The 24,722-nt window shown below is 58.6% G+C and carries 35 protein-coding genes; 32 read left to right on the top strand and 3 right to left on the bottom strand.

Annotation, left to right across the window (positions count from 1 at the left end; genetic code table 11):
- Positions 1-52 precede the first annotated feature (52 nt).
- The 8 genes from AC1UK9_RS18035 (at position 53) to AC1UK9_RS18000 (ending at position 4,770) form a co-directional block, all read left to right on the top strand.
- The gene (locus AC1UK9_RS18035; RefSeq protein ID WP_482578202.1) at positions 53-268 is read left to right on the top strand and encodes a hypothetical protein; all 216 of its coding nucleotides are present in this window, start codon (positions 53-55) and stop codon (positions 266-268) included.
- 54 nt (positions 269-322) lie between these two features.
- Complete coding sequence (locus tag AC1UK9_RS18030; protein ID WP_482578201.1) at positions 323-940, top strand: hypothetical protein; 618 nt, start codon at positions 323-325, stop codon at positions 938-940.
- Positions 941-1,119: 179 nt separating this feature from the next.
- Positions 1,120-2,091 (top strand): phage replication protein, encoded by a 972-nt coding sequence (locus AC1UK9_RS18025; RefSeq protein ID WP_482578200.1) that lies wholly within the window; start codon positions 1,120-1,122, stop codon positions 2,089-2,091.
- Positions 2,078-2,875 carry a hypothetical protein gene (locus AC1UK9_RS18020; RefSeq protein WP_482578199.1) on the top strand — a complete coding sequence of 266 codons (798 nt, stop codon included), beginning with the start codon at positions 2,078-2,080 and terminating at the stop codon, positions 2,873-2,875. Before AC1UK9_RS18025 ends, AC1UK9_RS18020 begins: the two co-directional genes overlap by 14 nt.
- The gene (locus tag AC1UK9_RS18015; RefSeq protein ID WP_482578198.1) at positions 2,872-3,096 is read left to right on the top strand and encodes a hypothetical protein; all 225 of its coding nucleotides are present in this window, start codon (positions 2,872-2,874) and stop codon (positions 3,094-3,096) included. Before AC1UK9_RS18020 ends, AC1UK9_RS18015 begins: the two co-directional genes overlap by 4 nt.
- Positions 3,093-3,494: a recombination protein NinB gene (locus AC1UK9_RS18010; RefSeq protein WP_482578197.1), complete on the top strand. Its 402-nt coding sequence runs from the start codon at positions 3,093-3,095 to the stop codon at positions 3,492-3,494. The genes AC1UK9_RS18015 and AC1UK9_RS18010 overlap by 4 nt, the downstream gene beginning before the upstream one ends.
- Positions 3,494-4,096 (top strand): recombination protein NinG, encoded by a 603-nt coding sequence (locus tag AC1UK9_RS18005; protein ID WP_482580494.1) that lies wholly within the window; start codon positions 3,494-3,496, stop codon positions 4,094-4,096. The genes AC1UK9_RS18010 and AC1UK9_RS18005 overlap by 1 nt, the downstream gene beginning before the upstream one ends.
- Positions 4,093-4,770, top strand: coding sequence for a hypothetical protein (locus AC1UK9_RS18000; protein ID WP_482578196.1), 678 nt, complete (start codon positions 4,093-4,095; stop codon positions 4,768-4,770). Before AC1UK9_RS18005 ends, AC1UK9_RS18000 begins: the two co-directional genes overlap by 4 nt.
- 551 nt (positions 4,771-5,321) lie before the next feature.
- Here the strand turns inward: AC1UK9_RS18000 and AC1UK9_RS17995 are convergent.
- Positions 5,322-5,585: a DUF6555 family protein gene (locus AC1UK9_RS17995; RefSeq protein WP_482578195.1), complete on the bottom strand. Its 264-nt coding sequence runs from the start codon at positions 5,583-5,585 to the stop codon at positions 5,322-5,324.
- 165 nt (positions 5,586-5,750) lie between these two features.
- Between AC1UK9_RS17995 and AC1UK9_RS17990 the strand changes: the two genes are divergently transcribed.
- Positions 5,751-6,083, top strand: coding sequence for a phage holin, lambda family (locus AC1UK9_RS17990; protein ID WP_482578194.1), 333 nt, complete (start codon positions 5,751-5,753; stop codon positions 6,081-6,083).
- Positions 6,084-6,115: 32 nt separating this feature from the next.
- Here AC1UK9_RS17990 and AC1UK9_RS17985 read toward each other — a convergent pair whose 3' ends face one another.
- Positions 6,116-6,313 carry a hypothetical protein gene (locus AC1UK9_RS17985; protein WP_482578193.1) on the bottom strand — a complete coding sequence of 66 codons (198 nt, stop codon included), beginning with the start codon at positions 6,311-6,313 and terminating at the stop codon, positions 6,116-6,118.
- 646 nt (positions 6,314-6,959) lie between these two features.
- Here AC1UK9_RS17985 and AC1UK9_RS17980 point away from each other — a divergent pair.
- Positions 6,960-7,151 (top strand): hypothetical protein, encoded by a 192-nt coding sequence (locus AC1UK9_RS17980; RefSeq protein ID WP_482578192.1) that lies wholly within the window; start codon positions 6,960-6,962, stop codon positions 7,149-7,151.
- A 31-nt stretch (positions 7,152-7,182) separates the two neighbouring features.
- Here the strand turns inward: AC1UK9_RS17980 and AC1UK9_RS17975 are convergent, their stop codons facing one another.
- Positions 7,183-7,377, bottom strand: a complete 195-nt coding sequence (locus AC1UK9_RS17975; protein WP_482578191.1) for a hypothetical protein — start codon at positions 7,375-7,377, stop codon at positions 7,183-7,185.
- 74 nt (positions 7,378-7,451) lie between these two features.
- Between AC1UK9_RS17975 and AC1UK9_RS17970 the strand changes: the two genes are divergently transcribed.
- The 22 genes from AC1UK9_RS17970 to AC1UK9_RS17865 all read left to right on the top strand — a co-directional run bounded on the left by AC1UK9_RS17970 (position 7,452) and on the right by AC1UK9_RS17865 (position 24,706).
- Positions 7,452-8,075 carry a putative metallopeptidase gene (locus tag AC1UK9_RS17970; RefSeq protein ID WP_482578190.1) on the top strand — a complete coding sequence of 208 codons (624 nt, stop codon included), beginning with the start codon at positions 7,452-7,454 and terminating at the stop codon, positions 8,073-8,075.
- A gap of 31 nt (positions 8,076-8,106) precedes the next feature.
- Positions 8,107-8,568, top strand: coding sequence for a DUF2280 domain-containing protein (locus AC1UK9_RS17965; protein WP_482578189.1), 462 nt, complete (start codon positions 8,107-8,109; stop codon positions 8,566-8,568).
- Complete coding sequence (locus AC1UK9_RS17960; RefSeq protein ID WP_122855075.1) at positions 8,555-9,856, top strand: terminase large subunit domain-containing protein; 1,302 nt, start codon at positions 8,555-8,557, stop codon at positions 9,854-9,856. The genes AC1UK9_RS17965 and AC1UK9_RS17960 overlap by 14 nt, the downstream gene beginning before the upstream one ends.
- On the top strand, positions 9,853-11,271 hold the full coding sequence (locus AC1UK9_RS17955; protein WP_482578188.1) for a DUF4055 domain-containing protein: 1,419 nt from the start codon (positions 9,853-9,855) through the stop codon (positions 11,269-11,271). Before AC1UK9_RS17960 ends, AC1UK9_RS17955 begins: the two co-directional genes overlap by 4 nt.
- Complete coding sequence (locus AC1UK9_RS17950; RefSeq protein ID WP_482578187.1) at positions 11,246-12,331, top strand: minor capsid protein; 1,086 nt, start codon at positions 11,246-11,248, stop codon at positions 12,329-12,331. The genes AC1UK9_RS17955 and AC1UK9_RS17950 overlap by 26 nt, the downstream gene beginning before the upstream one ends.
- A gap of 32 nt (positions 12,332-12,363) precedes the next feature.
- Positions 12,364-12,828, top strand: coding sequence for a DUF6998 domain-containing protein (locus AC1UK9_RS17945; RefSeq protein ID WP_482578186.1), 465 nt, complete (start codon positions 12,364-12,366; stop codon positions 12,826-12,828).
- Positions 12,829-12,906: 78 nt separating this feature from the next.
- Positions 12,907-13,635, top strand: coding sequence for a hypothetical protein (locus tag AC1UK9_RS17940; protein WP_482578185.1), 729 nt, complete (start codon positions 12,907-12,909; stop codon positions 13,633-13,635).
- A gap of 12 nt (positions 13,636-13,647) precedes the next feature.
- Positions 13,648-14,610, top strand: coding sequence for a major capsid protein (locus AC1UK9_RS17935; RefSeq protein ID WP_003225242.1), 963 nt, complete (start codon positions 13,648-13,650; stop codon positions 14,608-14,610).
- Between the two features lie 45 nt (positions 14,611-14,655).
- Positions 14,656-15,246: a hypothetical protein gene (locus tag AC1UK9_RS17930; protein WP_482578184.1), complete on the top strand. Its 591-nt coding sequence runs from the start codon at positions 14,656-14,658 to the stop codon at positions 15,244-15,246.
- A 57-nt stretch (positions 15,247-15,303) separates the two neighbouring features.
- Positions 15,304-15,807: a DnaT-like ssDNA-binding protein gene (locus tag AC1UK9_RS17925; RefSeq protein ID WP_482578183.1), complete on the top strand. Its 504-nt coding sequence runs from the start codon at positions 15,304-15,306 to the stop codon at positions 15,805-15,807.
- Between the two features lie 16 nt (positions 15,808-15,823).
- Positions 15,824-16,192, top strand: coding sequence for a hypothetical protein (locus AC1UK9_RS17920; RefSeq protein ID WP_482578182.1), 369 nt, complete (start codon positions 15,824-15,826; stop codon positions 16,190-16,192).
- Positions 16,189-16,785 (top strand): hypothetical protein, encoded by a 597-nt coding sequence (locus tag AC1UK9_RS17915; protein WP_482578181.1) that lies wholly within the window; start codon positions 16,189-16,191, stop codon positions 16,783-16,785. The genes AC1UK9_RS17920 and AC1UK9_RS17915 overlap by 4 nt, the downstream gene beginning before the upstream one ends.
- Positions 16,782-17,210, top strand: a complete 429-nt coding sequence (locus AC1UK9_RS17910) for a phage tail terminator-like protein (protein WP_482578180.1) — start codon at positions 16,782-16,784, stop codon at positions 17,208-17,210. The genes AC1UK9_RS17915 and AC1UK9_RS17910 overlap by 4 nt, the downstream gene beginning before the upstream one ends.
- 39 nt (positions 17,211-17,249) lie before the next feature.
- Positions 17,250-17,909 carry a phage tail protein gene (locus tag AC1UK9_RS17905; protein ID WP_482578179.1) on the top strand — a complete coding sequence of 220 codons (660 nt, stop codon included), beginning with the start codon at positions 17,250-17,252 and terminating at the stop codon, positions 17,907-17,909.
- A 9-nt stretch (positions 17,910-17,918) separates the two neighbouring features.
- On the top strand, positions 17,919-18,299 hold the full coding sequence (locus tag AC1UK9_RS17900) for a phage tail assembly chaperone (RefSeq protein WP_482578178.1): 381 nt from the start codon (positions 17,919-17,921) through the stop codon (positions 18,297-18,299).
- Positions 18,300-18,352: 53 nt separating this feature from the next.
- The gene (locus tag AC1UK9_RS17895; RefSeq protein WP_439822014.1) at positions 18,353-18,622 is read left to right on the top strand and encodes a DUF1799 domain-containing protein; all 270 of its coding nucleotides are present in this window, start codon (positions 18,353-18,355) and stop codon (positions 18,620-18,622) included.
- Positions 18,623-18,649: 27 nt separating this feature from the next.
- Positions 18,650-21,706, top strand: a complete 3,057-nt coding sequence (locus tag AC1UK9_RS17890; RefSeq protein ID WP_482578177.1) for a phage tail tape measure protein — start codon at positions 18,650-18,652, stop codon at positions 21,704-21,706.
- Complete coding sequence (locus AC1UK9_RS17885; RefSeq protein ID WP_482578176.1) at positions 21,706-22,044, top strand: phage tail protein; 339 nt, start codon at positions 21,706-21,708, stop codon at positions 22,042-22,044. Before AC1UK9_RS17890 ends, AC1UK9_RS17885 begins: the two co-directional genes overlap by 1 nt.
- 9 nt (positions 22,045-22,053) lie before the next feature.
- Positions 22,054-22,803, top strand: coding sequence for a phage minor tail protein L (locus AC1UK9_RS17880; protein WP_482578175.1), 750 nt, complete (start codon positions 22,054-22,056; stop codon positions 22,801-22,803).
- Position 22,804: 1 nt separating this feature from the next.
- Positions 22,805-23,560 (top strand): C40 family peptidase, encoded by a 756-nt coding sequence (locus AC1UK9_RS17875; protein WP_482578174.1) that lies wholly within the window; start codon positions 22,805-22,807, stop codon positions 23,558-23,560.
- A 33-nt stretch (positions 23,561-23,593) separates the two neighbouring features.
- Complete coding sequence (locus AC1UK9_RS17870) at positions 23,594-23,935, top strand: hypothetical protein (protein ID WP_482578173.1); 342 nt, start codon at positions 23,594-23,596, stop codon at positions 23,933-23,935.
- A 348-nt stretch (positions 23,936-24,283) separates the two neighbouring features.
- The gene (locus AC1UK9_RS17865) at positions 24,284-24,706 is read left to right on the top strand and encodes a hypothetical protein (protein ID WP_482578172.1); all 423 of its coding nucleotides are present in this window, start codon (positions 24,284-24,286) and stop codon (positions 24,704-24,706) included.
- Positions 24,707-24,722: the final 16 nt, after the last annotated feature.

Raw genomic sequence — 24,722 nt, 5'->3', positions numbered from 1 at the left:
AATCGGTATTCCCATAACCTAATATATGGGTATTCCCGTATGGAGGGGCATCATGAACGCAATTTACAAGGGCCTCGTTGACTACTTCGGCACCCAGGAGGCCACCGCCGAAAAGCTCAAGGTTGATCAAAGCACCGTTTCCGGATGGGTTCGGGGGAAGCACGGCATGTCTCCGGTTATTGCCAAACGTGCGGAGGCGCTGACCGAAGGTGTTTTCAAAAAAGAAAACCTGTGTCCGTCGTTTCCTTGGGCCGAGATGGCCGCCTAAGTGTCATCCCTGTCCGCCAATCCGTTGAAGCCACATTAGAAGAGAACAGTCCCCATGGAAACGTCCAGTCCAGGACACATCGTACAGACCCGTGATCAGGTTCTGATCGCGCACGCTCAAAACCAGATCGCGCGCACCAGCTTGAGCCAGGACCATTTCGCGCAATTGCTGGCCCGGGAGATCTATCTGAGTGTTCCTGCGGACAGGATCAAGGAGGCAAAAGTCCCGGACTTCAGTGAATTGGCGCGTTTGAACGATATCGACGAGTTCGTAAAGGCAACCGGCCGCTGGCTGAAACGTGTTCAGCGCTGGCTCTCCGGCGATCAGGAGATGCCGTCTTGGCTTGAGGAGTCTTGGGTGAATGCTCTGAAGCCCGAGTACCGCGACAACTGCATCAACGAACTGGCAGCCCGCCATGGATTGACCGGTGCCCGCCAAATGCAGAGCGACCAATGCGCCAACAAAAGCTTCGGTGCGCTGATCCGCGCACTGGGCGATGTAATCGACACCGGCAGCGAAGTATTTGACGACCAGGTGATGTGCGAAGAAGACCTGCCGCACCTGCCCGCGTTCGCCGAGCACTGCCGTCAAGTTGAAGCGCGAGCAGGGGAGCTTGGCCGGAAGGCGGAAGCACTGCTCGCGAAACACCGACCGAATTTGAAGATTGCCTAAATCCCGGGCACAAAAAAGCCGACGGAGAAGGTCGGCTCATTTGCAAAACTAGAGAGGCCCGATTATGCAGAGCCAACCCAATTCCAGCAATACCCCAACCAATGTCGCGACACGTTTTCAGAGTTCTCAAAACGTGTCGCAAGCTTTTATCTTTTCCGTTCACGTCAGGAACACCTGAGATGCAGTTCACCGTCACCATCAATCAGGTGAAGGCGCTGGAGTGGAGGCTGAATTCTCAGCAGGCCCTGCTGTTCGCCTTCGTCTACGGATGCCCGAGCTGGACCAAGCCAATCAAGACTGACGACGGGATTTTCTTCGCGCTGAGCAAGGCCAAGATCATCGAGGAGCTGCCGCTTCTTACCGATAAGCCGGACACCGCTTACCGCATGCTGAAGGCCCTAGAAGAGGCCGGTCTGATTGAGCTTTCCAGTACTTCGAACATCACGCTGTTCCGCCTGACCGAGAAGGCGATTGAGTGGAACCAGAAACTGGATGGGTCGGAAAAATATCCGACCCCACCGAAGAACGAAGGTCGGAAAAAAATCCGATCTACCTCGGAAAAAAATCCGAGCAAGGTCGGAGAAAAATCCGAGCCAAGGTCGGAAAAATCTCCGACAAATCAGGATACCAATCATCAGGGTACCAATCAGGATACCAGTCAGGACTTGCAAGTCAGCCCGGACAAGCCGGCCCGCAACCTAGTGCTGGTGGTCGATCGTACCGATACGCCACGGGTTGAGATTCCCGCCGACATGCCAGGCCCCAAAGACCAGTCCTGCAAAACCTTCAAGGTCTGGGCGAACTACGCCATGGCCTACCGCAAGCGCTACAGCACCTGGCCGGTGTGGAACGCCAAGGTTGGTGGCCAACTCGGCCAACTGGTCGACCGGCTCGGCGCCGATGTCGCCCACCACGTCGCCGCTCACTACCTGAAGACCAGCGACGCCGGCGTCCTGCGCAAGTGCCACAGCCTCAACGAACTGCTGGCCAACGCCGAGAGCTACCACACCCAGTGGGTGACCGGTCAGCGCATCAACGGGACAACCGCACGCCAGATGGAGCGCACCGAGGCGAACGTGTCCGCCGCTGAGCAGGCCGCACAAATGGTCTTGGCCAAGCGCAAAGCAGGGGAACGCAATGAGTACATTTGAAATGAATGATCAGCAGGTTGCCAGCCTCGCAGCAGCGATCTGCGCCACCGCCGAGGCCATGGGGCAGGAAATGAACCCAGGCACCGCGGCGATGATGGCCGAAGACCTTTGCGCTTACTCGGTGCCATCCGTGAAAGCTGCGCTGAAGGCTTGCCGTTTCGAAGTGAAAGGCAAGCTGGCGATGGCCGACATCCTCCAGCGAGTGCAGGCCGCTGACGGCCGCCCGGGCAAGGACGAAGCATGGGCGATCGCCATGACCACCAACGATGAATTTGAAACCGTGGTGCTGACCGATGAAATTCAGCTCGCCTTGGCTGCTGCAAAACCTGTCCTCGATGCCGGCGACAAGGTTGGTGCGCGCATGGCGTTCAACAGCGCTTACGAGCGTCTGGTAGGGCAAGCCCGGGAGGACAGCAAGGAGGTGAACTGGCATGTGTCTGTCGGCTTCGACGCCAACCGCCGCATGCAGGCGATCACCAAAGCTGTGCAAATGCAGCGAATCCCACAGGAGCGCGCTCAGCAGTACCTGGCCGACTTGAGTGTCGCGCCGGTCACTGAAGACGGCCGTGCCGTCGTCGCGCTGCTCACCGGCGAGGTAGCACGGCCCTCCCCAAAACTGCGGGAGAAGCTCGCCGCGGTGAAGGACTCGATGCTGGCCATGCGCAAAGCCTCGGACAAGGAAAAAACAGAACTGCGAATTTTGGCAGCCAATGAGCTGGCCGATCGCCGGGCGTTGCTGATTCAGCAGGCCGAACAATTGAAAGCAAGGAGCGCTGCTCAATGACCATCGACAAACAGAAACTCCAGAAATTGCTCTGGGCTGAAGCCGCGTCATACCGCGCAGATTGCGCGACCTGGAAACGTAACACTGAGGCTCTTCAGGACTTTCTCGGCGAGAAGACCGTGGACGAGGTGGCGCTGGAGCTGTTGACCGAGAACGAGCGCCTGACGAAGCAACTCGGCGAAATGATTGAATCGCTCCCAAGCAAGGTGGTGCAGCCATGAATCCCGAGTACACGATCCGCGACCGGAGCGACATCAGCCGCCTCGCCGGCGCGCTGCATGCCATCGACCTGAGCAAGCCGAAGGTGGTGGTGATCCGCGACGAGAAACGCCCGGACGTCTGCAACCGCAAAATGTGGGCAATGCTCAAGGACGTCTCAGAGCAGGTGATCTGGCACGGCAAGAAGCTCACCAGTGAGGACTGGAAGTTCCTTTTCAGCGCCTCACTGGAGAAGCAGCGCGCGGAGCCTGGGCTCGACGGTGGCTTTGTCGTGATGGCCGTATCGACCCGCAAGCAGTCGCAGAAGTGGTTCAGCGATCTATTCGAGCTGATGCATGCCTTCGGCGCCGAGCATGACGTGCGCTGGACGGAGCAGGACAAGTGGGGAGGGCGGTACTGATGCGGACTGCCATCAAGGATGTGAAGCAGAAAATCTGCAAGGCCTGCGGCGAGAAGTTCGCCCCGATGTTCAACACCACGCAGGTGGTGTGCAGCCCGAAATGCGCGCTGGCCCATGCGCCGGCGAACAGCGAGAAAGCCCGCAAGGCCATCGCCCAGCGAAATCGCCGCGAGATCCAGGTGCGCAAGGAGAAGCTGAAGAGCAGGGCGGATCACTTGCGAGAAGCCCAGGCCGCTGTGAACGAGTACGTTCGCCTGCGTGACGCGCACCTCCCTTGCATCAGCTGCGACTCGATGCCGAACGACAGCGACCTGATGACGGGCAGCCGCTGGGACGCTGGGCACTACCGATCTGTTGGTGCCTGCCCGGAGCTGCGCTTCGAGCCGCTGAACATCCACCGCCAGTGCGTGAAGTGCAACCGCAACCTGTCCGGTAACGCGGTCGAGTACCGTATTCGGTTGGTACAGCGCATCGACGCCGAAACAGTTGCATGGCTCGAAGGGCCTCATGAGCCCCGCAAGTACACCGTCGAAGAAATCAAAACCATCAGGGCTGAATACCGGGCCAAGACCCGTGAACTGAAAAAGGGGCAGGCAGCATGAAATTGATCAACGCACGTCAAGCGTGGACAGACGCACAGCATGAGTCGAACGCCTCAATCAGTGCGGCGGCGGCCGACCGGGCAAAATCCGCGACTGTCGTCAGAAAGGAAAAGGCCGCGCTTCGAGAGATCATCTTTGCCGCCCAGGGCGAGGACAAGGAAGAGCGCATCATGGCTGTGCGCCAGAAGATCCACATTGCTGAGACGCGCCGCACGCCTATTGGCCGTTCGACACATCGAGCCGCTCATCTCGTGACCATGGGCAAGGTGCAAAAGGCAATCGAGTCGCTGCCGTTCCAGGTGCAGCAGTTGGGGCACTACCTCTACCACCCGTGTATGACCGTCGTGCACATGCTCAACGCCGAGAAGCTGATCTGGTCGGACACTGACTTCGGCGCGCTCACCGACGCCAAGGCGGCAAAGGTGCATTGCTTGATCACTGTTGCTCTACAGTCCTACAAGGCCGAGGCAAACGGTGGCGATGCTTGGGGGCCGGCACGTGTGTCCGACGCCATGATGAAGCTGTACGGTATCGCTATCCAGCCCAAGCACTGGGATCGTGATTGGCTCGACATCTGGAATTTCCTAAGAAAAGTCATCAAGGAAGTGGATATTCAGGCTCAACAGCCTGTATGGCAGGTTATTCACGCAGAAAATTCAGAGAATGCGGCATAAAGGTGTTGCTATGGTGGGGAATTTGATGTACTTTTCCCATACTGCGCAACTTACATCCAGTGCACGGCATCTTCGAAACCCGGCCACCGCGTCGGGTTTTTTATCGCCCGCTCATCTGTGTGAAAGCACTCGGTGACTCGCACGGCTTCCAACGATTACGGCCCAATCTTTATGGGTCTTCATTGGTGAGGTGGTTATGTCTACCGATTCGAGCTTCGAGGACCAAACTCAAAATTCTGTGCCGTCCAAAACAGAACCAGGTACGGATGAGCCGATACTTGATCCTGACGATCCAAACAAATATGACCCTCTGAAGAATCCGCCGGATGATCGTCCAGAGGACTGGAAAGCCCCCCCTGAGAGGGTTACCCCAGAAGCGGATGAGCCGACACCGCTCTCCGATGACAGGCGTTGAGAGAAACCCGGCCGTTGCGCCGGGTTTTTTATTGCCTTGAATTTACCTGTAGCCAGGACAGCTCTCGAGTAAGCCTCGACGTCGATAGCCGGCAACTCGTAAGCAGCAGGGTGTTCTGCACCGTTAGGGCTATCTGCTATTTCGCGTTCGCGTATTCCTCCTCCCATGCAACGGGGGTTGATTCACGCCACTGCACATCGCTAATCCCGAAGCGCTCTGCCATCGGCCTTGTAAAGCGCTTGAGGGGAGGGCGTCCTGGTTTTGGGATGGGTGCAATACCTACGTCACAGCTAGCCCATTGCCAGGCTTCTGAATTGTTCATCACCTTAGTTCGGATGATGAACGACTTAGGCTCTCCGTGGAGCTTGTATTCGACGACAAAGACTTCGGCGTGTTTCATGAGGCCTCCTATTGCTCATGAACTAATGATTTTGCGCTATCAAAAAAATTCAAAGAATTGTCGAACAATCTGTAGCTATTTGATTTAAATCACGTTTAACAGCAAATCACGTTCGCAGGCCGCGTTCGACCATCAATAACCACTCCCTCACGGGGAGGAAATGAGATGACAAACATGCCAGACAAACCAGACACATGGGCGATAGCGCTTGCGTGGTTGAGCCAGCATTCGCCGATCCTCTATGCGGCTGCGCTTTCCTGCGCGATGGCCGTGTTGCGAATCACATACGGGGGCGGAACTCGTCGCCAGATGCTGGTTGAAGGCGCCATCTGCGGCTGCTTAACATTGACTATCATCAGCGGCCTGGACTTCTTCGGCTTGCCTCAAAGTATGGCCACCTTTGCAGGCGGCTGGGTAGGCTTTCTAGGAGTGGAGAAGATCAGGAACATCGCAGACCGAGTGACTGACTTAAGGTTGCCGGCCCGTAAGGTGGAATGAGAGCAGTCTTTTTCAACCAGTCGGGTTGCGAATCAGACGGCAAAGTCAGCGATTGAAGAGGGCATGCACGCATCTGTATTCAGTCGAAGGCACTGGATGTCGGCTTGTTCTTGGCTGAAAAAAGTTGCGGGTAGCGATTCGCCTGTTTTCACATTGACGATTCGATAATAAAAATTTTGAATCGCACCGATACTCGTGGGCCTTTTCTGGACTACGAAGTTTTCGTCCATGGGAATACTCCTGATCAATTCATTCACATTAATCGGGAAATGTATATTTTCAAGCGGGAAAGAGACGAATGGAGAAGGCGCGAGTGTTAGCGGAGTCTGTGTGGTGATGAGAGGGATTCTGACCGCAAGCGGCATAGTCGATCGAGCTCTTCTGACAGGGCACACATTTGGTCATCGCTTATCAGCTTCGCTCTGAGTAGCGAAAGATGATAGCCGGACGCCCCTTTTTTCAGCTGTGAAAGCTGGTCTTCCGTCTCGGCTTCGTCTAGGTATCTGAAATTTGCCCGGGCGTGAGCCATTGCAGTTGCTGAGTCTATCGGCATCAAAATTCTGACCTGAAATTAGGGGCGGATTGTGCACCTTGTGGATACTTTTCGTCAGCGCCTTGCACAGCAATATCACAGATAACGCGACACGTATCGCGAATCGGAAAATTGTGTCGCGACACTGGAGTCCACATGACCAACGTAACTCGCTTGCACAATTTGCTCCCATTGAACCAGGACATCAACAAGGCCCTGACCGAGCTGGATAGCGCGATCGCCAGAGCTCCCGACGCAGCGAAGGCTGCCGGCTCACCTTAGGGCCTAATCTTCGCCGAGGTGCACGGACACGCCCATGCACAGACCAAAAAGATGGTGGAGGTATGACCGCAGACATCCACGACATCGCTGACCAGCGCCCCCACCTGACGGTAACGGCTGACAACGGTGTCCACGTACTGCCGTCTGAGATGGTGCGATCAGTGATCGCCGGCGACACGCCAGCAGCGGAGCTTACCGAACCAGTGCTGCGCCGGATCATTGAAGAGTGGTTCTGGAATGTGTACGCACGGTAGGTGTGCCGCGTGTGAATGCGGCACCATTCAATTACATTGCTGCATTCTGGATCTTTGTAGCAAGACAGGAAAGTTTGTCTAGGGCCTTTTCTAGGTCATCTACTTTGCCCGCTTGGGCCTGTAACGCAATCAGTCCTATGGCCGCTGCGACGGCGCTTGATCTGGACAGGTTCGGATTACCTTTCACAGATTTGACAGCGACTTTTGCGTCTTCCGAAATACCCATACTGCTTTCCTTGCGATTGAGTTGAACCCCACAAATACCGGCAATGCGCCACTATTTCAAGTTCAAGGTGACCCATGGATAGGCCATACCCTCCCTTGTCATTGCTTGAGCTGTCTGAACTATCGAACTTCAGCATTCGCCTGACTCCAGCACCTGAGGTTTGGAGCTGGCTCCAGGCGGAGATCCTTGCCGACACCGGTAGCATTCACAACGGCGAGCACGCCCATCTGATCGATGCGGACCTTCGTGTAATGTGGGCGTCTGCTGCTTTCACAAAGAAGGGGCGCACAGTCGTCGGCCAGGCAGAGCAGGTAGCGTTCCGCGCCGGCGGTTGGCAGAAGGCCCGGATGGAACAGCAGATGCTGGATTGGTTCGGCGACGTGCCGGCCTACATCATCACGCTGGCAGCCGACTACTGCGCCGACTGCTCCGATGCTGACTTCTGCGCCTTGGTCGAGCATGAGCTGTACCACATCGCCCAAGCGAAGGATCAGTACGGCGCACCCAAGTTCACCCAAGATGGTTTGCCCAAGCTTGAGATGCGCGGACACGACGTTGAAGAGTTCGTCGGTGTTGTTCGCCGCTACGGTGCAAGCCCTGCGGTTCAAGAGCTGGTGGACGCTGCAAACAATCCTGCCGAGGTAGGGAAAATGAACATTGCGAGGGCCTGCGGAACCTGTCTGCTCAAGTCGGCCTGATTCTGGACAGGCTCTGGACGGATGAAAATCTATGGCAGCCCTTCAAAACGACGTGAAGGCCTTTATCGTTCAGGCCTTGGCGTGCTTCGACACGCCTTCACAGGTTGTTGAAGCCGTCCAAAAGGAATACGGGATAGCGGTGACCCGCCAGCAGGTGGAGACACACGACCCCACTAAGACATCAGGGAAAGGTCTGGCCAAGCGCTGGGTGACAATGTTTGAAGATGCCCGCAAGCGCTTCCGCGAAGAAACCGCCGAGATCCCGATCGCCAACCGGGCCTATCGTCTGCGAGCCATGAACCGGTTCGTTGAGAAGGCCGAGACGATGAAGAACATCGGCCTGGCCATGCAGATCCTCGAGCAGGCTGCGAAGGAAGTCGGCGACGTCTACGTCAATCGCCACCGGAAGGATGAGCCTGATGATGAGCCGGCAATCCCGACGCGCATTCAGGTCGACGTAGTGGATGCGAGGAAGCCGAATGCCGAGCCTTAACGTTCCGCAGTCGCAGTTCCTCCTGTTGCCCCACAAGTTTCGCGCATTCGTTGCTGGGTTCGGTTCGGGAAAGACCTGGGTCGGATGCTCAGCACTGAGCAAGCATTTCATGGAGTGGCCCGGCGTCAATGCTGGCTACTTCGCGCCGACTTACCCGCAGATTCGAGACATCTTCTATCCCACCATGGAGGAGGTGGCCTACGACTGGGGGCTTAAGACCAAGATCAACCAGGCGAACCATGAGGTTCACATTTACAGCGGCCGGCAGTATCGCGGCACTGTGATTTGCCGGTCGATGGAGAAGCCGCAGACCATCGTCGGCTTCAAGATCGGTCACGCACTGGTCGACGAGCTGGACGTGCTGACGTCGATCAAGGCGCAGCAGGCCTGGCGCAAGATCATTGCTCGGATGCGTTACAACATCCCCGGGCTGAAGAACGGCGTGGATGTGACCACGACGCCGGAAGGCTTCAAGTTCGTCTTCCTCCAGTTCGTGAAGCAGCTGCGCGACAAGCCGGCGCTGAAGGAAATGTATGGGCTCATCCAGGCCAGCACCTTCGACAACGAGCTGAACCTGCCTGACGACTACATCGCTTCGCTGATGGAGTCGTACCCCGAGCAACTGATCCGCGCTTACCTGAACGGCCAGTTCGTCAACCTGACGTCAGGGTCGATCTACCACGCCTACGACCGCAAGCTGAACCAGTGCTTCGACACGGTCCAGCCAGGCGAGCCGCTGTTCATCGGCATGGACTTCAACGTCGGCAAGATGGCGGCGATCACCCATGTCAAACGTGATCAAGGCCTGCCGCGCGCCGTGGACGAGTTGATGGATGGCTATGACACACCGGACATGATCCGTCGGATCAAAGAGCGGTACTGGGAACACACCGGCAACGACTACAAAAAGACCTGCGAGATCCGGATCTACCCGGACGCGTCCGGCGATTCGCGCAAGTCGGTCAATGCCAGCCTCACCGATATCGCCATGCTCAAGCAGGCGGGCTTCACAGTCATCGCGCCGGCGGCCAACCCGCCGGTGAAGGATCGGATCAACGCCATGAATGCCATGTTCTGCAACGCGCAGGGCGAACGGCGGTACCTGGTCAACCCGTTTACATGCCCGACATACGCCGACGGCCTCGAACAACAGATCTGGGCGCCTAACGGCGAGCCAGACAAGAGCCAAGGAAACGACCACGCCAACGACGGCGGCGGTTACTTCATTCACCGCGAGTACCCGATCATCAAACCGGTCACCGCTATCAAAATGGGATACGCCCGATGAGCAACGACGTCTCCTTCAAGCGGGCGGACTACATCGAAGTGCTGGATCGCTGGGCAACCGTACGCGATGTTTGCGCCGGTCAGCACAGGGTTGTTGACCGACTGCCGTACATCAATGCTCACGACAAGTCGCCAGAGAACGTAGATCGAAACAAGGCCTATCGCGAACGGGCGGTGTTCAAGAACGCCACCGGTCACACGCGCAATGGCTTGCTCGGTTTGGCGTTTCACAAAGACCCGACGCTGACCGTCACCAAGAAGATGGAATACCTGCAGGACAACGCCAACGGCTCCGGGGTGAGCATTTACCAGCACTCGCAGGGCACGCTGGAAAAGGTGCTTGAAGCTGGACGGCATGGTCTGTACGTCGACTATCACCAAGACAGCGGCACCGGTGGGCACTCGGTGATCCTGTCGTATTGTGCAGAAGACATCATCAACTGGCGCACGGGCATGGTGAACGGACACTGCGTGCTGACCCTGGTGGTGCTGCGCGAATCGCCGGAAATCGAAGACGGCTTCGGCTTCAAGGTGATCGAGCAGTACCGGGAACTGGCTCTCGAGGATGATGGCTTTGTCTGCCGCGTTTGGCGCCGGTCCGGGCCGAAAGGTGGCGGGCCGCTGGCCGTTGTTCAGGAATTCAAACCCGCCGGTGCCGCCGGACGCCTGAAGGAGATCCCGTTCACCTTCGTCGGCGCGCAGAACAACGATCCAAGCATTGATGAGTCTCCGCTGTACGACATCGCCATGATCAACTTGGGCCATTACCGGAACAGCGCCGACTACGAGGACAGCGTCTTCTGGTGCGGCCAAGCTCAGCCATGGATTTCCGGTTTGGACGAACAATGGCGCGACTGGATGGAGAAGAACGGCGTTTACGTCGGCTCCCGCGCCCCGATGATGCTGCCAACAGGTGGTGCCTTCGGTTATGCGCAGCCATTGCCGAACACGCTGGTCAAAGAGGCGATGGCCGACAAGAACCAGATGATGATCGAGCTGGGCGCCCGAATGGTCGTGGCCTCTCTCTCGTCCAAGACAGCGACCGAAGCACGCGGCGATCAGTCTGCATCGACGTCGGTGCTTGCCGGCTGTGTGGCGAACGTCAGCGAGGCGTACACCCGGGCAATCATGTGGTGCTGCACCTACATGGGCGTCGACGACGAGAAGGTTGCTTATCAGATCAACCAAGAGTTCGTAGAACTGACGGCTGATCCACAGATGATCACCGCATTGGTCGGCCTCTGGCAGAACGGCGGATTCGCCAAAGCAGATCTTCGAGCCTATCTGCGTAAGTTGGGCCTGATCGCGCCTGAGCGCTCGGATCAGCAGATCGACGGTGAGCTGGCCGAGCAGAGCGACGGCCTGGGCCTGGACGATGAGGACAAAGTAGATGGCGGCAAACCAAGCAATCCTTGATGCCACGATTCGGCACGCGGTCTTCCTCGAAAAGCTGAAGGCTGGGGAGGTTGGCAAGTTCGCGCCCTTCCTCAAGGAGATCGACCGCTCGATCCGCGACCGGCTCACCCAGTCGGATCTGACCGAGTACAACGTGAAGCGGCTGGAAGCGCTGCTGAAAGAGGTCGACAGTCTGCTGCTGGGCATCTTCGACCGCTACAGCGCGCAACTGAACCTCGACCTGATCGACATCGCCAACTACGAGGCAGAATTTGAGGCGTCGAGCCTGGGCCGATCAGCGCCGGTTGGAGTCTCGTTGGATGTGGTTGCGCCCACGGCGGCGGCTATCCGCACCGCGGTGCTGACCAACCCCCTCAGTGTGCGCGGCACCGGTGGCGGCAAGCTGCTGAAGTCGTTCATCAAGGGCTGGACCAGTGCCGAGCGCGAGCGCGTCACCGGCACGATTCGGCAGGGATTTTTCGAAGGTCAAACGAACTTCCAGATTATCCGCAACATTCGCGGCACCCAGGCAGCCGGGTACAAGAACGGGGTTCTCGCCACCACCAACCGCAATGCCAGCACGGTCGTGCACACCGCTATTCAGCATGTGTCGTCTCAGGCGCGCATCGAGGTGGCCAAAGCCAACACGGACATCGTGTCCGAGATCGAGATGGTCGCGACGCTGGACAGCAAGACTAGCCAGCAGTGTCGATCGATGGATAAGCGACGGTTTCCGGTCGATTCCGGGCCGAGGCCTCCGTTTCACCCGAACTGCCGTACTACGTTCGTCCTGCTGACCAAGCTCAGTGAGATGTTCGCCAAGGGCGCTACGCGTGCGGCGGTGGGTGCAGGTGGAACGGGACAGGTCAGCGCGAGCCTCGATTATTACCACTGGCTTCAGCAGCAGCCGGCGTCGTTTCAGGACGTGGCAATCGGGCCGGTGCGGGCAAAGCTGTTTCGCGAGGGCGGTTTGAGCGTCGAGCGCTTTGCAGAGCTGCAGCTTGATCGCAACTTCGCTCCGCTGACCTTGACCCAAATGAAAGGGCTTGAGCCTCTGGCATTCGAGCGTGCGGGAATCTGATATAGGATCGTGGCTCATACCAAGGAGCCGTTATGGATCAGTTCATTCAAAGGAAAATCGAAGAAGGCTTGAAGGGGCTTTTCACCGCCGTATCAATGCTTCAGGAAGCCTATCCGGGCAAACCTTTCACTCCGGATGGTCGACTTGTCGGAGACATCGGCGAAGTGGTCGCAAGCTTGGCTTATGACCTGACGCTGAGTGAAGGCCTGACCAAGCACCATGACGCCGTCACACGCGATGGTCGGAATGTGCAAATCAAAACCACCTTCGGCACCAGTCTTACTTTTCCGGTGCACCATGTGCCTGATTATTACCTCGGCATTCGAATGAATCGGGATGGAACGTTTGAGGAGATCTACAACGGCCCGGGGCGTTTTATCCAGGCTGCGCTCTCGGGACGGAAGGCCACAAAGACAGGCCTTCATGGTGCGCTAATGCCAATGCTCAGGCGATTAAATCAGACGGTTCTCGAAGAAGATCGCATACCCAAACGCTAATTCACATCAAGCCCGGCCAAGCGCCGGGTTTTTTTATGCCTGCAAAGCTGGCAACACATACCCAAGGGGTGCATCAACGTGGCAGAAGAAAACGAAATCGACCTGGACAACCCGGCAATCAAGGCCGCTATCGCGACCGCCGTTGAGGCCTCCGTATCTGGTCTGAAAACAAAGAACTCCGAATTGCTGGGCAAGCTGAAGGAAACCACCGGCAAGCTCAGCAAGTTCGAAACCCAGTTCGAGGGCATCGATATCGACGCCGTCAAAGGTTTGCTCAGCCGAGCCGGCCAGGACGAAGAAACCAAGCTGCTGACCGAGGGCAAGGTAGACGAGGTGTTCAACCGTCGCACCGAGCGCCTGCGTGGCGACTACGACAAGCAGTTGAAGACTGTCACCGCGCGGGCCGAGAAGGCCGAAGCATTCGCCGCCAAGTTCCAGGGCAAAGTCCTAGGCGATTCGGTACGCGGTGCAGCGCTTAAAGCCGGCGCTCTGCCTGAAGCAACCGACGACATCATCCTGCGCTCCAAAGGCGTGTTCTCGCTGAACGAAGAGGGTGAAGCGGTCGCCGTTGATGAGTCAGGCCAGGTCATCCTCGGCAAAGACGGCAAGACCCCTCTGACTCCGCTTGAATGGGCGGAATCCCTGCGCGAAAGCGCACCTCACCTGTGGCCAAGGGCTTCAGGTACACAAGCCCCGGGCGGGGGTGGCGGCCAGGCTGCATTCAAGCGCTCCGAAATGACTGCCGAGCAAAAGCGCGATTACCAGCGCAAGCACGGCCAAACCGCATACCTGCAATTGCCCAAGTAAGGGGATTCACCCATGGCAACGACTGTTAACAGCGACCTGATCATCTACAACGATGAGGCGCAAACTGCATACCTGGAGCGTGTCCAGGACAACCTCGACGTGTTCAACGCATCGTCCAATGGTGCGATCGTGCTCGACAACGAGCTGATCGAAGGCGATTTCCGCAAGCGCTCTTTCTACAAGATCGGCGGCTCGCTGGAGCATCGCGACGTTAACTCCACCGGCAAGGTTACCGCGAAGAAGATCGGCGCGGGCGAAGCCGTTGGCGTCAAGGCCCCGTGGAAGTATGGCCCGTACCAGACCACCGAAGAGGCTTTCAAACGCCGCGGTCGTCCGGTCGACGAGTTCTCCCAGATCATCGGCGCCGACGTTGCCGACGCCACGCTGGAAGGCTTCATCCAGTACGCCACCGCTGCGCTGCGCGCTTCGATCAGCTCCAACGCTGACATGGTGGTTTCGGCCAACATCGAGACCGACGGCAAGAAGACCCTGACCCGCGGCATGCGCAAGTTCGGTGACAAGTTCGGTCGCATCGCGCTGTGGGTCATGCACTCCAGCGCTTACTTCGACATTGTCGACGAGGCGATCGCGAACAAGGTTTACGAAGAGGCCGGTGTCGTCATCTACGGCGGCCTGCCAGGCACTCTCGGCAAGCCGGTGCTGGTCACCGACACCGCGCCCGCAGATGTGATCTTCGGCCTGCTGCCAAACGCTGTTGTGATCACTGAATCCCAGGCGCCCGGCTTCCGTTCTTACGCGGTGAACGACGAAGAGAACCTGGGTATCGGCTACCGCGCTGAAGGCACCGTCAACATCGATGTGCTCGGCTACAGCTGGAAGGAAGCCGCCGGCGGCGCGAACCCTACGCTCGCCGCTGTGGGTTCGGCTGCGAACTGGGTCAAGCATTCCAACAGCAACAAGGTGACTGCTGGCGTGCTGATCACCCTGACCACCACGCCACCAGCCGGCGGCTGATACTGGCCCTGACAGCGGCCAGCAATGGCCGCTACGGAGACTTTTATGGAACTGGTTTACTCCACTCAAAATTCGGACTTCGATCCGGAAAAGCGTTACCGCAATCCGGCACACTTTGATCGGCCTGAAGCGGGTGTGACCCATGCGGTCGTGATTGGCGACTGGCCGAAGGTGATAGACGCCTATGAGGCATTGGGCGTCGAAGTCTCAGTGTTGAAGCCTTTGATCAGCCCACCGGTCGATTCGAGTGATGCTGATGCTATCGCCGACCTTGAGCAAGACAACGTCACGCTGCGCGCTGAGCGCGACGGTATACTGCGGCTGATCGACGCCGCCGAGGGGCAATCGGAGCTGGAACACCCGTGCGCCGGCGAACTGCCAATCCGCTTGTTCGGTGCGCTGAAAGCCATTCATGAAGGTTTCGAAACCCTTACTGGTGAACGTGACAATCTGGCTGGCGAGGTTGAATCGCTCCGCGCTGAAGTTGCACGCCTCAAGGCGGCAGCGGAACCGGTCGACAATGCCGAGAAGATCGCGAACCTCAAAGCGCAGCTCGACGCCGCCGATGTGCCGTATCGAGCGAATGCTTCGGTTGAATCGCTGGAAAAGGCAGTTGCTGACCTGCAGCAGGCGTAAGAATCCGGGTGCCCGGTAACGTGGCATCCGATCCAGAACACAATAGCGAGCTGATTCATGACTCTCATCATCGAGGACGGCACCGGCAAGCCCGACGCCGAAAGCTACGCGTCCGCCGAAGACCTGGCCATGTACGCCATGAAGTTCGGCGTGACCATCCCGGCGGAGGTGCCAGCGCAGGAAGCGCTGCTGCGCCGGGCCGCTCTGGCAATGGACGGTATGACGTGGAAAGGGCGAAAGTCCAATACCGAGCAGGCCCTATCCTGGCCGCGCCGGGGCGTTGAGCTGGACCGCGAGATCAAGCCCGACAACTACCTGCCAGCGCGGATCCAGTACGGCCAGATGGCTTTGGCTGCCGAGATCCACACCGACGACGTCGACCCGATCGAGAAGCGCAAAGGCGCGGTAACGCTTGAGCGTGTCGAGGGTGCGGTAACTCGTGAATACGCGACGATCCCAAACACCAGCGGCCGACTGTTACCAGCGGCGCCGGATCGCCCGAGCGCAACCCAGTTTGCCGACTACCTGCAGAAGCGCGGACTGTTTGCGGTGCGCGCATAGCTGAAACGGAGCCCACATGGCCTTCTACGACGAAATGGCCGTGATGGCTCTGGAGATGATCACAGAGTTCGGCCAACCCGTGACCATCAGCAAGACAGAGCCGGGCGAGTACGATCCTGAAACAGGTGGGGATTCACAGGGCGCCACCATCGAGCAGACCGCTCAAGGCATCCTGCTCGATTTCACTGGTCAGGAATTCCAGAACAACAGCCTCATCAAGCAGGGCGACAAGAAACTGAAGATCGCCGCGCAGGGTTTGGCCTGGGTGCCGGGCCTGCTCGACAAGGTGGTCGCCCAGGGCCGCACATGGGCAATTGTCCCGCCGCTGAAAGAGGTCAATCCAGCCGGAACGCCGATCTTGTATGAACTGCAGGTGCGGTCGTGAGTCGGGCGGGTGCCGGTCGATCCGGCAGCTTCGCCCTGAGCCTCGCCGAGTTCGCCGCGCAGACTAGCGAAGCCATCGATGCCAGCGTTCGCGAGATCATCATCGAGGTCGGCAGCAGCCTCATCCGCATGTCGCCCGTGGGCAACCCGGAGATCTGGGCGCAGAACGCTGTCGCAACTCAGTACAACAAGGCTGTCGACGACCACAACACTGCGCTGCGCAGCGACCCGGCCAACCTGACCAAGGGCGGCAGGCTCAAAAAAGGCCGCAAGCTCAATGACGGCATGGATATCGTTGCCCCGGAAGGCTACGTCGGCGGCCGATTCCGCGCGAACTGGCACATTTCCCTCGGTGTGGTCGAAAGCGTCACCTTCGACGAGGTTGACCCGAGCGGCAATGAAACTGTTGCCGCCTTGGTCGCCGCGATGAGCGATTTCACCGCCGGCCAGATCGCTTACATCATCAACAACCTGCCCTACGCAATTCCGCTGGAGTTCGGCCATTCCACGCAGGCCCCCGGCGGTATGGTCCGGGTTACCGTGGCTCGCTTCCAGCAGATCGTGCAGGACGCCATCAGGAACAATCAGGCATGAGTCACGCACGCGCCCGTCAGGCCATCGAAACGAAGCTGGCCGCATGGTCGAATGGGCGCCCAATACGAGTGGCCTACTCGAGTCAGCCATTCACACCGGGTCCATCTGAAACCTATCTGCGGGCCTTCCAGCTACCAGCCAGCACCACCTGCCGTTATCTCGGCGGGGACGCCTACGAATACACCGGCGTCTATCAGATCAGCATCATCTGTCCATCTGCCCAGGCCATGGCGACCGCTGAGACGCTCTTTGAAGAGCTGACACGGCTCTTTCGCGTGGACACGCCACTGGCCCGCAACGGGTTCGATGGACTCATCACTGAGCCGGTAGATCAGGGGCCAACCATCACAGAGTCGGCGACCTACACGGTCCCGGCCAGCTTCACCTACGCAGGTGTCGCAGACCAACCGCCCGCTGGGGCATAACCTACCGCCGTCAGGCGGGCATTCAAGAGGAAACAAACCATGGCCGCACGCTTCCCACTGCCGAACGGCGCCGTGCTGGAGATCGCCAGCATCATGGGATCCGCCGTCCCTTTCACTGCTTTGACCAATGCGAAACCGCCAGTTGCTGCCTCTGTAGGGCACGACATCGAAAACGGCGACGTTTTGCTGATCAACTCCGGTTGGGCGCTTATCAATGACCGTGCAGTGAAGGCGTCAGGCGTTACCGCCGATGCTTTTGCGCTGGCTGGTCTCAATACCACCAACACCGACAAATTCACCGCCGGAGCAGGGGTAGGTTCCGTGATTCCGGTGTCAGGGTGGACGCAGATCTCGAAAGTCACCTCTTTTACCTCGTCCGGCGGTGAGCAGCAGTACCAAACCGTCGGTTACCTGGAAGATGACGATGACAAGCAGTTTCCAACGAACCGCAACCCAACCACGATTACCATCGTGGTCGAGGATCAGCCAACCGCTCAGTACGTCGAGACTGTCGAAGGCTTCGACGACACCAAGGAGCTGGCCGTCGTGCGCATGAAGTTGCGCAACGGTGATCAGATCCTCTATCCGGGTTATGTGAGCATCACTCCAGATCCGACGATGGAGCGAAACAACGTCATGACTCGAACCATAAGCATTGGGCTTTCGGCTCGCTCTCTCCGCTATCTGGCCGGCGCATAAGGATTTCCCATGGCAAAGATCAGGATCGCCCAGAACCCCACGTTCAAGGCTCTAGTACACATCCCAATCGTTGGATGTGAGCCCGAGGCAATCGAATTCACTTTCAAGTATCGGGATCGCCCGGCACTCGCCGCTCTGTTCGACGAATGGAATTTGAAGGCGAAAGGAATGCGCGAGGGATTCGGGGAAGGCACCACGTTGTCGGATGTCGTTGCTGCTGAAACCGAATATCAGGTTCAGCAGATCAAGGATCTGGTCGCTGGCTGGGCGTTCGATGACAAGTTCGACGACAAGAGCATCATTGCCCTTGTGAGGTCTTGCCAGGGCACCGCTGAGGCAGTGGTGAGTACCTACCAGAGCGCATTCAATCAGGCCCGCTTGGGAAACTGACGGCGGCAGCCAGAGCGTTATACGAAAGTGGCCCATCTGCTGAGCAGTTGGCGATTCTCGGGCTCACGGCTGCCGACCTATCGGATGAAGGAGTTGAGGTTTGGCCTTGCAACTGGCCGGCCTTCCTCCTGTTCAACCGAATGTCCACGCAGTGGCGGGTCGGCGCCGGTGGCGCCATCGGCCTTGATTACAACTGCATCCGCGACGTTGCCGGCTTCCTCGGCATCAAGAAAAAGAAACTCGCTGAAATCTTTCCTGACCTGCAGGTGCTGGAAGGCGAAGCCCTGCGCGTCATGGCGGAGGAAAGGGAAAACAGCCCGTAAGCACGGGCACTTATTCAAGGTGAGTCGATGAACATTTCCGAACTCGGCATCAAGATCGACTCGGCCGATGCAATCGAGGCAAAAACCAGCCTGGATGATATGGCGAAAGCTGGCGGGCGGGCCGAGCAGTCCGCCGTTTCGCTGATGAACGAAATGCAGGCGCTGGAGAAGTCGCTTTCGACCAGCGCCAAGACCACGCAGGATCTCGCGAAACAACGCGATGCGCTGGCAAAACTGACGAAAACCGGTGCTTATGGCGAGGCTGAGGCCGCGAAGATTTCGGCACAGCTCGACAAGCAGCAGGTTGCTCTGGCCAAGTCGGCCATGGACGAGCAAAAGGCGCTGAACAGCCTTCTGGGCGCCATTGACCCGGCTCGCGCCGCGCTGGCGAAGCTGGACACCCAGGTCGAGCAATTGGGCAAGCATCTGGATGCTGGCCGGATCAGTCAGGACGAGTACAACACCGCCCTGAGCAAGATCGACAAGGACTACGACAAGCTCAATAAAACCACCACCAGCTTCGACAAGCTGCGTCTCGGCACCCGCCAAGCTCAGGAAAACGTTGTTCAGCTGGGAAATGCGCTGTCGTCTGGCGACTGGGGCAGTGGCGTCCGTGCGGTTGCTCAGTTGGGCGCCGGTGCAGGCGCCGGTGCTGCTGGGTTGCTCGCGATGCTTGCGCCAATCGCGCTCGCTACTGCGGCGGTTGGTGGGCTGGCATACGCCTTCTACAAGGGCAGCGAGGAGCAGGACAGCTACAACAAATCGCTGATCCTGACCGGCAACTATGCCGGTGTGAGCGCCGGGCAGTTGGGTGATATGGCTCGCCAGGTCAGCGCTACGGTTGGCACCACTGGCCAGGCCGCAGCCGTGCTGGCGTTGCTGGCCGACAACGGCAAGATCGCTGGTGAGAGTTTCACCGGAATCACCCAGGCTGCCGTGTCGATGCAGGAAGCCACTGGCAAGGCTATCAGCGAGACGGTGGCCGAGTTCGCCAAGCTCGCCGACGACCCAGTCAAGGCGTCCGCCGCGCTGAACGAGCAGTACCACTACCTGACCGCATCGGTTTACTCGCAGATCGCCGCACTGGAGAAGCAGGGCGACCACGCCGGCGCTGTGAAGTTGGCGACCGAATCGTTCGCGGATGCAATCAATCAACGCACCCCGAAGATCCTGGAGAACTTGAGCTTCTGGGAAAGGGGTTACAACGCCGTAGCCCGCGCCGCTGATGGACTGAAGAACATTGGCCGTCGCGACATCAATGCAGAGATCGAGACCGCACAGAACGATCTCCGTGAAGCTGAATCCATGGACGGCTTGTTTCAAAGCCAAAAATCGAAGGATGCCCTCATCGAGTTTCGGCGTAACCGCCTGAACATGCTTGAGGATCAAAAGGCAGCAGAAGCTGACATCGCCAAATGGGAAGGCGAGCAGGCGAAGGCTCAGCAGGATGCCGTTACTGCCATGGGAAAGGTCGACTCCCTGACCAAATCTGCTTGGACGAACGAGCAAAAACGCACCGAGGCGATCAAGGACTACAAGCGGCAACTCGAAGACATCCGCAAGGTCGCTCCCAACGACCCGCGCCTAAATCAGGCGGCGATCGACAAGAACCTGGCGAACATCAACGACCAGTTCAAGGATCCTAAAGCCGCTGGCACCCAAGTCGATCTGACCGGTTTCAACAACGCCAAAAACAATCTGGCGGCTATCAGCGAGGAGTACAAAAACGCCCAGAAGGAGCTGGACGCGGCGCAGAAGGCAGGACTCGTTTCTCAGGCTGACTATGCCCTGAAACGCGAAGCGCTGATTGGCAACGAGCGCGATGAAGTGACCGCAGCCTACGAGGCTGAAATCACCGCGCTGGAAGCCGCCAAGGCGAAGAAAACCACTTCTGCTGCGCAAAGCATTCAGCTCGATCAGAAGATCGCCGATGCGCGAGCCGGGATGGTCAAGGCGCAGAAGGAGGCTGACAGCCAGCTTGAGGTTCTGGCCACGAACGAGACCGGACGCCTTGCTCGACAAGAGCGGTCGATCACGACGTACGTGCAGGCCTTGGCCCAACAGCAGCGGGCTTTGGAACTGGCGGGACAGCGCGCCGTTGTCGGCGTCGGCCAAGGGGATCGCCAGAATGCGCTGAACAATGAACTGAACAGCCAGCAAGACCGGTTTGCTCAGCAGTCGCTGGAGCTCGCAAACCAGAAGTCCGATCCGTCGCGGAATATGTCGGAAGAGGAGTTTGCCCGAAAATCGCAGGCTCTCGCCGACGCGAACAAGGCCGCTACCGACCAGATCCGGCAGAACTACGCGGACGTGGAGGCGGCGCAGGGTGATTGGACCAAGGGCGCAACCTCGGCCTGGGCCAATTATCTGGATTCGGCCGGCAACATCGCCGGCCAGACGAAAACACTGTTCGGCAATGCCTTCAGCTCGATGGAAGACGCGATCGTCAACTTCGCCATGACCGGGAAACTGTCGTTCGCTGACTTCACCAAGTCGATTCTGGCGGACATGGCGCGGATCGCGACTCGGCAAGCCAGCTCGGCGTTGCTGAGCAGCTTGGTCGGTGCCGCAACCAGCTACTTCACTGGCGGTGGCGGCGGGAATGGGCTCGCGGCTGGTTCTGCTGGCGCAATGTCGTCGAATCTCGGCGCGTCTTCGGCTGGCTACTCCGGTAGCTACTTTCCTCAGGCCCTCGGTGGCGCCTGGTCATCCGGTGTGCAGATGTTTGCCAACGGTGGCGCATTCACCAACAGCATTGTCAGCACGCCGACCGCCTTCGGTATGGCTGGAGGTCGGGCGGGCGTCATGGGGGAGGCCGGTCCGGAGGCGGTTATGCCTCTGACCAGGACTTCCAGCGGCAAGTTGGGCGTCATCGCTGCCGGTGGCGGATCCGGCACTGCAATCAGTATCAGCGCACCGGTGACGGTAGTGACCGAAGATCGCAGTTCCGAAGGGATGCAGATTGATCAGCAGGCCCTGTCGAGAAACCTGCAATCGCAGATGCAGGCTGTGGCCGAGAAAGCCGTGGCCGATTCTTGGCGCGCGGGCGGTACCAGTTTCCGAAATGCAAATGGGAGGGCCTGATGGCCATCGAGAAATTCAACTGGCCAACCGAGCGCGGGGAAACACCCGATATCAACTATCGGGTTCGCACCTCGAAGTTCGGCAATGGCTACGCGCAAAACGTCGGAGACGGACCTAACAACAAGGAGGACTCGTACCCGGTTACCTGCGTAGTTCAAAAGGCCAAGGTGCTGGAGATCATGAAGTTCCTCGACCGGCACGCTGGTGCGAGGGCGTTTCTCTGGACAACACCGCTCGGCGAGCTCGGTCTCTTCACCTGCAAAAATCCGGCTCCCACACCAATGGGCGGCGGCGTTTTCAAACTCACCGCCACGTTTGAGCGGGCATTCCAACCATAAGGGGCAATCATGCCGCTGATCAGTGACATCCAGCTACTTGAGCCAGGCAGCGAAGTGCTGCTCTTTGAATTGGACGGCACGGACTACGGCGCGGATGTTTTGCGCTTCCACGGGCACGCGATCCCGCACACGGCGGCCGAGCTGATCGCTGCCGGCGACAACGCGGACCAACTTCCGGCGAAGGCGATCTACTGGCAAGGCAACGAGTACAGCGCCTGGCCGATGCAGATCGAAGGCATCGAGGCGAATGGCGACGGCACGGCTGTGCGGCCAACCCTGTCGGTGGGCAACGTCAACGGGCGCATCACTGCGCTCTGTCTGGCTTTCGAGGATCTGCTCGAATTCAAGCTGACCATGCGGCACACGCTCGGCTCCTACCTCGACGCTGCGAACTTTCCGGCCGGCAACCCAACGGCAGACCCAACCCAAGAGACGATCGAGGTTTGGTACATCGACCAGAAGACGAACGAGGATGGCGAGACGGTTACGTGGGAGTTGGCCAGTCCGGGCGACGTCGGCAATGAATCCATCGGACGGCAGTCGACAACGCTCTGTCACTGGTGCCTCACCGGAGGCTACCGTGGGCCGAACTGCGGCTACACCGGTCTGTATGTCACGAAAGACGGCGTAGTGACCGATAACCCGGAGTTGGACGAATGCGACGCCACGCTGGGTAAGGGCTGCATTCCGCGCTTCGGAGAAGGCAACCCGCTGCCGTTTGGTGGCTTCCCGGCCGTTTCCCTGATCGCACGGAGCTGATATGCGTAAACACATTTTGAACGCGATCCAGGCGCACGCGGCGGCCGAGTACCCGAAAGAGTGCTGCGGCCTGCTGCTGGCTGTGGGCCGCAAGCAGCAGTATTACCCGTGCCGCAACGTCTCGACCGAGCCGAACGAGGAATTTCGAATCGACCCGGAGGAATACGCGGCGGCCGAAGACGTCGGCGAGGTGATCGGCGTGGTGCATTCGCATCCTGACGCCACCAGCAGGCCGTCACCGCGCGACTTGGCCATGTGCTGCGCTACGGCTTTGCCATGGTGGATTCTCAGTTGGCCCGAAGGAGACTTCAGGGAAGTGCTGCCGGAGCCGCTAACTCCGCTGCTCAAGCGACCCTTCGTGCACGGCGCCTGGGACTGCTGGCAGGTCTGCGCCGATTGGTACAAGCGCGAGTGGGGGCTGGAGTTCGAAGCCTTCAAGCGCGCCGATGGCTGGTGGGAGAGCAAGGACAACGCCAGTCTGTACGAAGCGAATTACGAGGCCGCCGGCTTCTACCGCGTCGACCAGCCGCAGCGCGGCGACATGATCGTGATGGAGGTGGGCCGCACGGTTTACCCAAACCACGCCGGGATCTTTCTCGGCACCGATCCGGCGTTGCCGGGAGAGGATGCTGGTACGTTCGGCCCCGGGCCGTTCCTGCTGCATCACCTGTACGGCAGGCCGTCAGAGGTCATTGTCTTCGGCGGGCCGTGGCTCGACCGCGCGCGGTTGGTGCTGCGCCACAAGGACGCGCAGTGATATCGTGGGCCATTTCCCACAGGAGTGACCTGCATGAAGCTGATCGTAGGAGTGCTGGCATTTGCGCTATTGGCGGGTTGCTCTGATAGCGGGCCGATAAAAGTTGGACCCGACACCTACACGATTTCGACTCGAGTGCCTTTCGGTGGCCCTGCCTCCGCGAAAGGGCAGGCCCTGAAAGAGGCGAATGTTTTTTGCGCCTCACAGGGGCGTGAAATCCTGCTCGATCACATGCAGGCAAGTGAATGTGCGTTGCATGGCGGCTGCGGCGAAGCGGAGATCTATTTTTTCTGCTTGGCAGCCGGTGATCCTCAGTTGAAGCGGCAGAAGTACAATCCTGATCCAACACAGAAAATTGAAATCGACCAGCGCTGAATTTTGGATCTAGAAAATGTGCAGCCTGTCTCGCTTAAACGAACTCTTTTTCGAGCACAATTGCGTAGCTTCGATGAAGCTCGAAATGGTGGATTTCAAATACGACGTCACCTTGACTATGTCGTCCTCCGAAGACCCAGAAACAGAGGGTGTAACGGCTGTTTTTCATGACGTCAGCACCCTTAACCTAAGCAGTTTCGGTGGCGGACTGACCCAATTCATGGACCTCGTTGTGACTCGCATTGACGATGGTCTGGATAGAATCAGGTACGAGCTGAGGGATATTGAGAACGAAAAAATCTCGTTCTATTTCTTCACCTTCACAGTACGAGAGCACAAGGAGTAAATATGCGGATTTTGATAGGAGCATTGGCGGTAGCGCTGTTTGCGGGGTGTGCGACTTCGCCAACGCCTTCCAGTGAGGCCAAGCAGGCGCCGGCTAGTCAGCTGTCGGCATACCAGGTCAAGCCGTCAGGGGCATATGGCACACTGCAAGTGATCCGTGACTCTGGGCAGACCGGGAGCCTTTGCGCGATGGCGGTTTTTATCGATGGCAAACAGGCCGCCAAGCTTGAGCCGGGCCAGAAGGCATCGTTCTATCTGCCGCCTGATTCAGTCTCAGTTGGCGCGGCTTACACCGGCTCTGGCATCTGCTCCATGGGGGCTGCGCGAGTGGAGCGGGAAGCGATCGTGAAAGACGGCGCGATCAAGAAATATCGAGTTTTCACCGGGGGCGATGGGCAGATCGACATACTGCCAACGACCCTTTGAACAGACCGCCTCCGGG

Source organism: Pseudomonas sp. AK-TSAG1-1 (assembly GCF_056821665.1).
Note: the sequence above shows the minus strand (reverse complement) of the source record. Positions and strands in the feature narration are given on the sequence as shown.

Coding starts and splice junctions, on each gene's coding strand:
- AC1UK9_RS18035 (WP_482578202.1), top strand. CDS start 53: ATGAACGCAATTTACAAGGGCCTCGTTGACTACTTCGGCACCCAGGAG.
- AC1UK9_RS18030 (WP_482578201.1), top strand. CDS start 323: ATGGAAACGTCCAGTCCAGGACACATCGTACAGACCCGTGATCAGGTT.
- AC1UK9_RS18025 (WP_482578200.1), top strand. CDS start 1,120: ATGCAGTTCACCGTCACCATCAATCAGGTGAAGGCGCTGGAGTGGAGG.
- AC1UK9_RS18020 (WP_482578199.1), top strand. CDS start 2,078: ATGAGTACATTTGAAATGAATGATCAGCAGGTTGCCAGCCTCGCAGCA.
- AC1UK9_RS18015 (WP_482578198.1), top strand. CDS start 2,872: ATGACCATCGACAAACAGAAACTCCAGAAATTGCTCTGGGCTGAAGCC.
- AC1UK9_RS18010 (WP_482578197.1), top strand. CDS start 3,093: ATGAATCCCGAGTACACGATCCGCGACCGGAGCGACATCAGCCGCCTC.
- AC1UK9_RS18005 (WP_482580494.1), top strand. CDS start 3,494: ATGCGGACTGCCATCAAGGATGTGAAGCAGAAAATCTGCAAGGCCTGC.
- AC1UK9_RS18000 (WP_482578196.1), top strand. CDS start 4,093: ATGAAATTGATCAACGCACGTCAAGCGTGGACAGACGCACAGCATGAG.
- AC1UK9_RS17995 (WP_482578195.1), bottom strand. CDS start 5,585: ATGAAACACGCCGAAGTCTTTGTCGTCGAATACAAGCTCCACGGAGAG.
- AC1UK9_RS17990 (WP_482578194.1), top strand. CDS start 5,751: ATGACAAACATGCCAGACAAACCAGACACATGGGCGATAGCGCTTGCG.
- AC1UK9_RS17985 (WP_482578193.1), bottom strand. CDS start 6,313: ATGGACGAAAACTTCGTAGTCCAGAAAAGGCCCACGAGTATCGGTGCG.
- AC1UK9_RS17980 (WP_482578192.1), top strand. CDS start 6,960: ATGACCGCAGACATCCACGACATCGCTGACCAGCGCCCCCACCTGACG.
- AC1UK9_RS17975 (WP_482578191.1), bottom strand. CDS start 7,377: ATGGGTATTTCGGAAGACGCAAAAGTCGCTGTCAAATCTGTGAAAGGT.
- AC1UK9_RS17970 (WP_482578190.1), top strand. CDS start 7,452: ATGGATAGGCCATACCCTCCCTTGTCATTGCTTGAGCTGTCTGAACTA.
- AC1UK9_RS17965 (WP_482578189.1), top strand. CDS start 8,107: ATGGCAGCCCTTCAAAACGACGTGAAGGCCTTTATCGTTCAGGCCTTG.
- AC1UK9_RS17960 (WP_122855075.1), top strand. CDS start 8,555: ATGCCGAGCCTTAACGTTCCGCAGTCGCAGTTCCTCCTGTTGCCCCAC.
- AC1UK9_RS17955 (WP_482578188.1), top strand. CDS start 9,853: ATGAGCAACGACGTCTCCTTCAAGCGGGCGGACTACATCGAAGTGCTG.
- AC1UK9_RS17950 (WP_482578187.1), top strand. CDS start 11,246: ATGGCGGCAAACCAAGCAATCCTTGATGCCACGATTCGGCACGCGGTC.
- AC1UK9_RS17945 (WP_482578186.1), top strand. CDS start 12,364: ATGGATCAGTTCATTCAAAGGAAAATCGAAGAAGGCTTGAAGGGGCTT.
- AC1UK9_RS17935 (WP_003225242.1), top strand. CDS start 13,648: ATGGCAACGACTGTTAACAGCGACCTGATCATCTACAACGATGAGGCG.
- AC1UK9_RS17930 (WP_482578184.1), top strand. CDS start 14,656: ATGGAACTGGTTTACTCCACTCAAAATTCGGACTTCGATCCGGAAAAG.
- AC1UK9_RS17925 (WP_482578183.1), top strand. CDS start 15,304: ATGACTCTCATCATCGAGGACGGCACCGGCAAGCCCGACGCCGAAAGC.
- AC1UK9_RS17920 (WP_482578182.1), top strand. CDS start 15,824: ATGGCCTTCTACGACGAAATGGCCGTGATGGCTCTGGAGATGATCACA.
- AC1UK9_RS17910 (WP_482578180.1), top strand. CDS start 16,782: ATGAGTCACGCACGCGCCCGTCAGGCCATCGAAACGAAGCTGGCCGCA.
- AC1UK9_RS17905 (WP_482578179.1), top strand. CDS start 17,250: ATGGCCGCACGCTTCCCACTGCCGAACGGCGCCGTGCTGGAGATCGCC.
- AC1UK9_RS17900 (WP_482578178.1), top strand. CDS start 17,919: ATGGCAAAGATCAGGATCGCCCAGAACCCCACGTTCAAGGCTCTAGTA.
- AC1UK9_RS17890 (WP_482578177.1), top strand. CDS start 18,650: ATGAACATTTCCGAACTCGGCATCAAGATCGACTCGGCCGATGCAATC.
- AC1UK9_RS17885 (WP_482578176.1), top strand. CDS start 21,706: ATGGCCATCGAGAAATTCAACTGGCCAACCGAGCGCGGGGAAACACCC.
- AC1UK9_RS17880 (WP_482578175.1), top strand. CDS start 22,054: ATGCCGCTGATCAGTGACATCCAGCTACTTGAGCCAGGCAGCGAAGTG.
- AC1UK9_RS17875 (WP_482578174.1), top strand. CDS start 22,805: ATGCGTAAACACATTTTGAACGCGATCCAGGCGCACGCGGCGGCCGAG.
- AC1UK9_RS17870 (WP_482578173.1), top strand. CDS start 23,594: ATGAAGCTGATCGTAGGAGTGCTGGCATTTGCGCTATTGGCGGGTTGC.
- AC1UK9_RS17865 (WP_482578172.1), top strand. CDS start 24,284: ATGCGGATTTTGATAGGAGCATTGGCGGTAGCGCTGTTTGCGGGGTGT.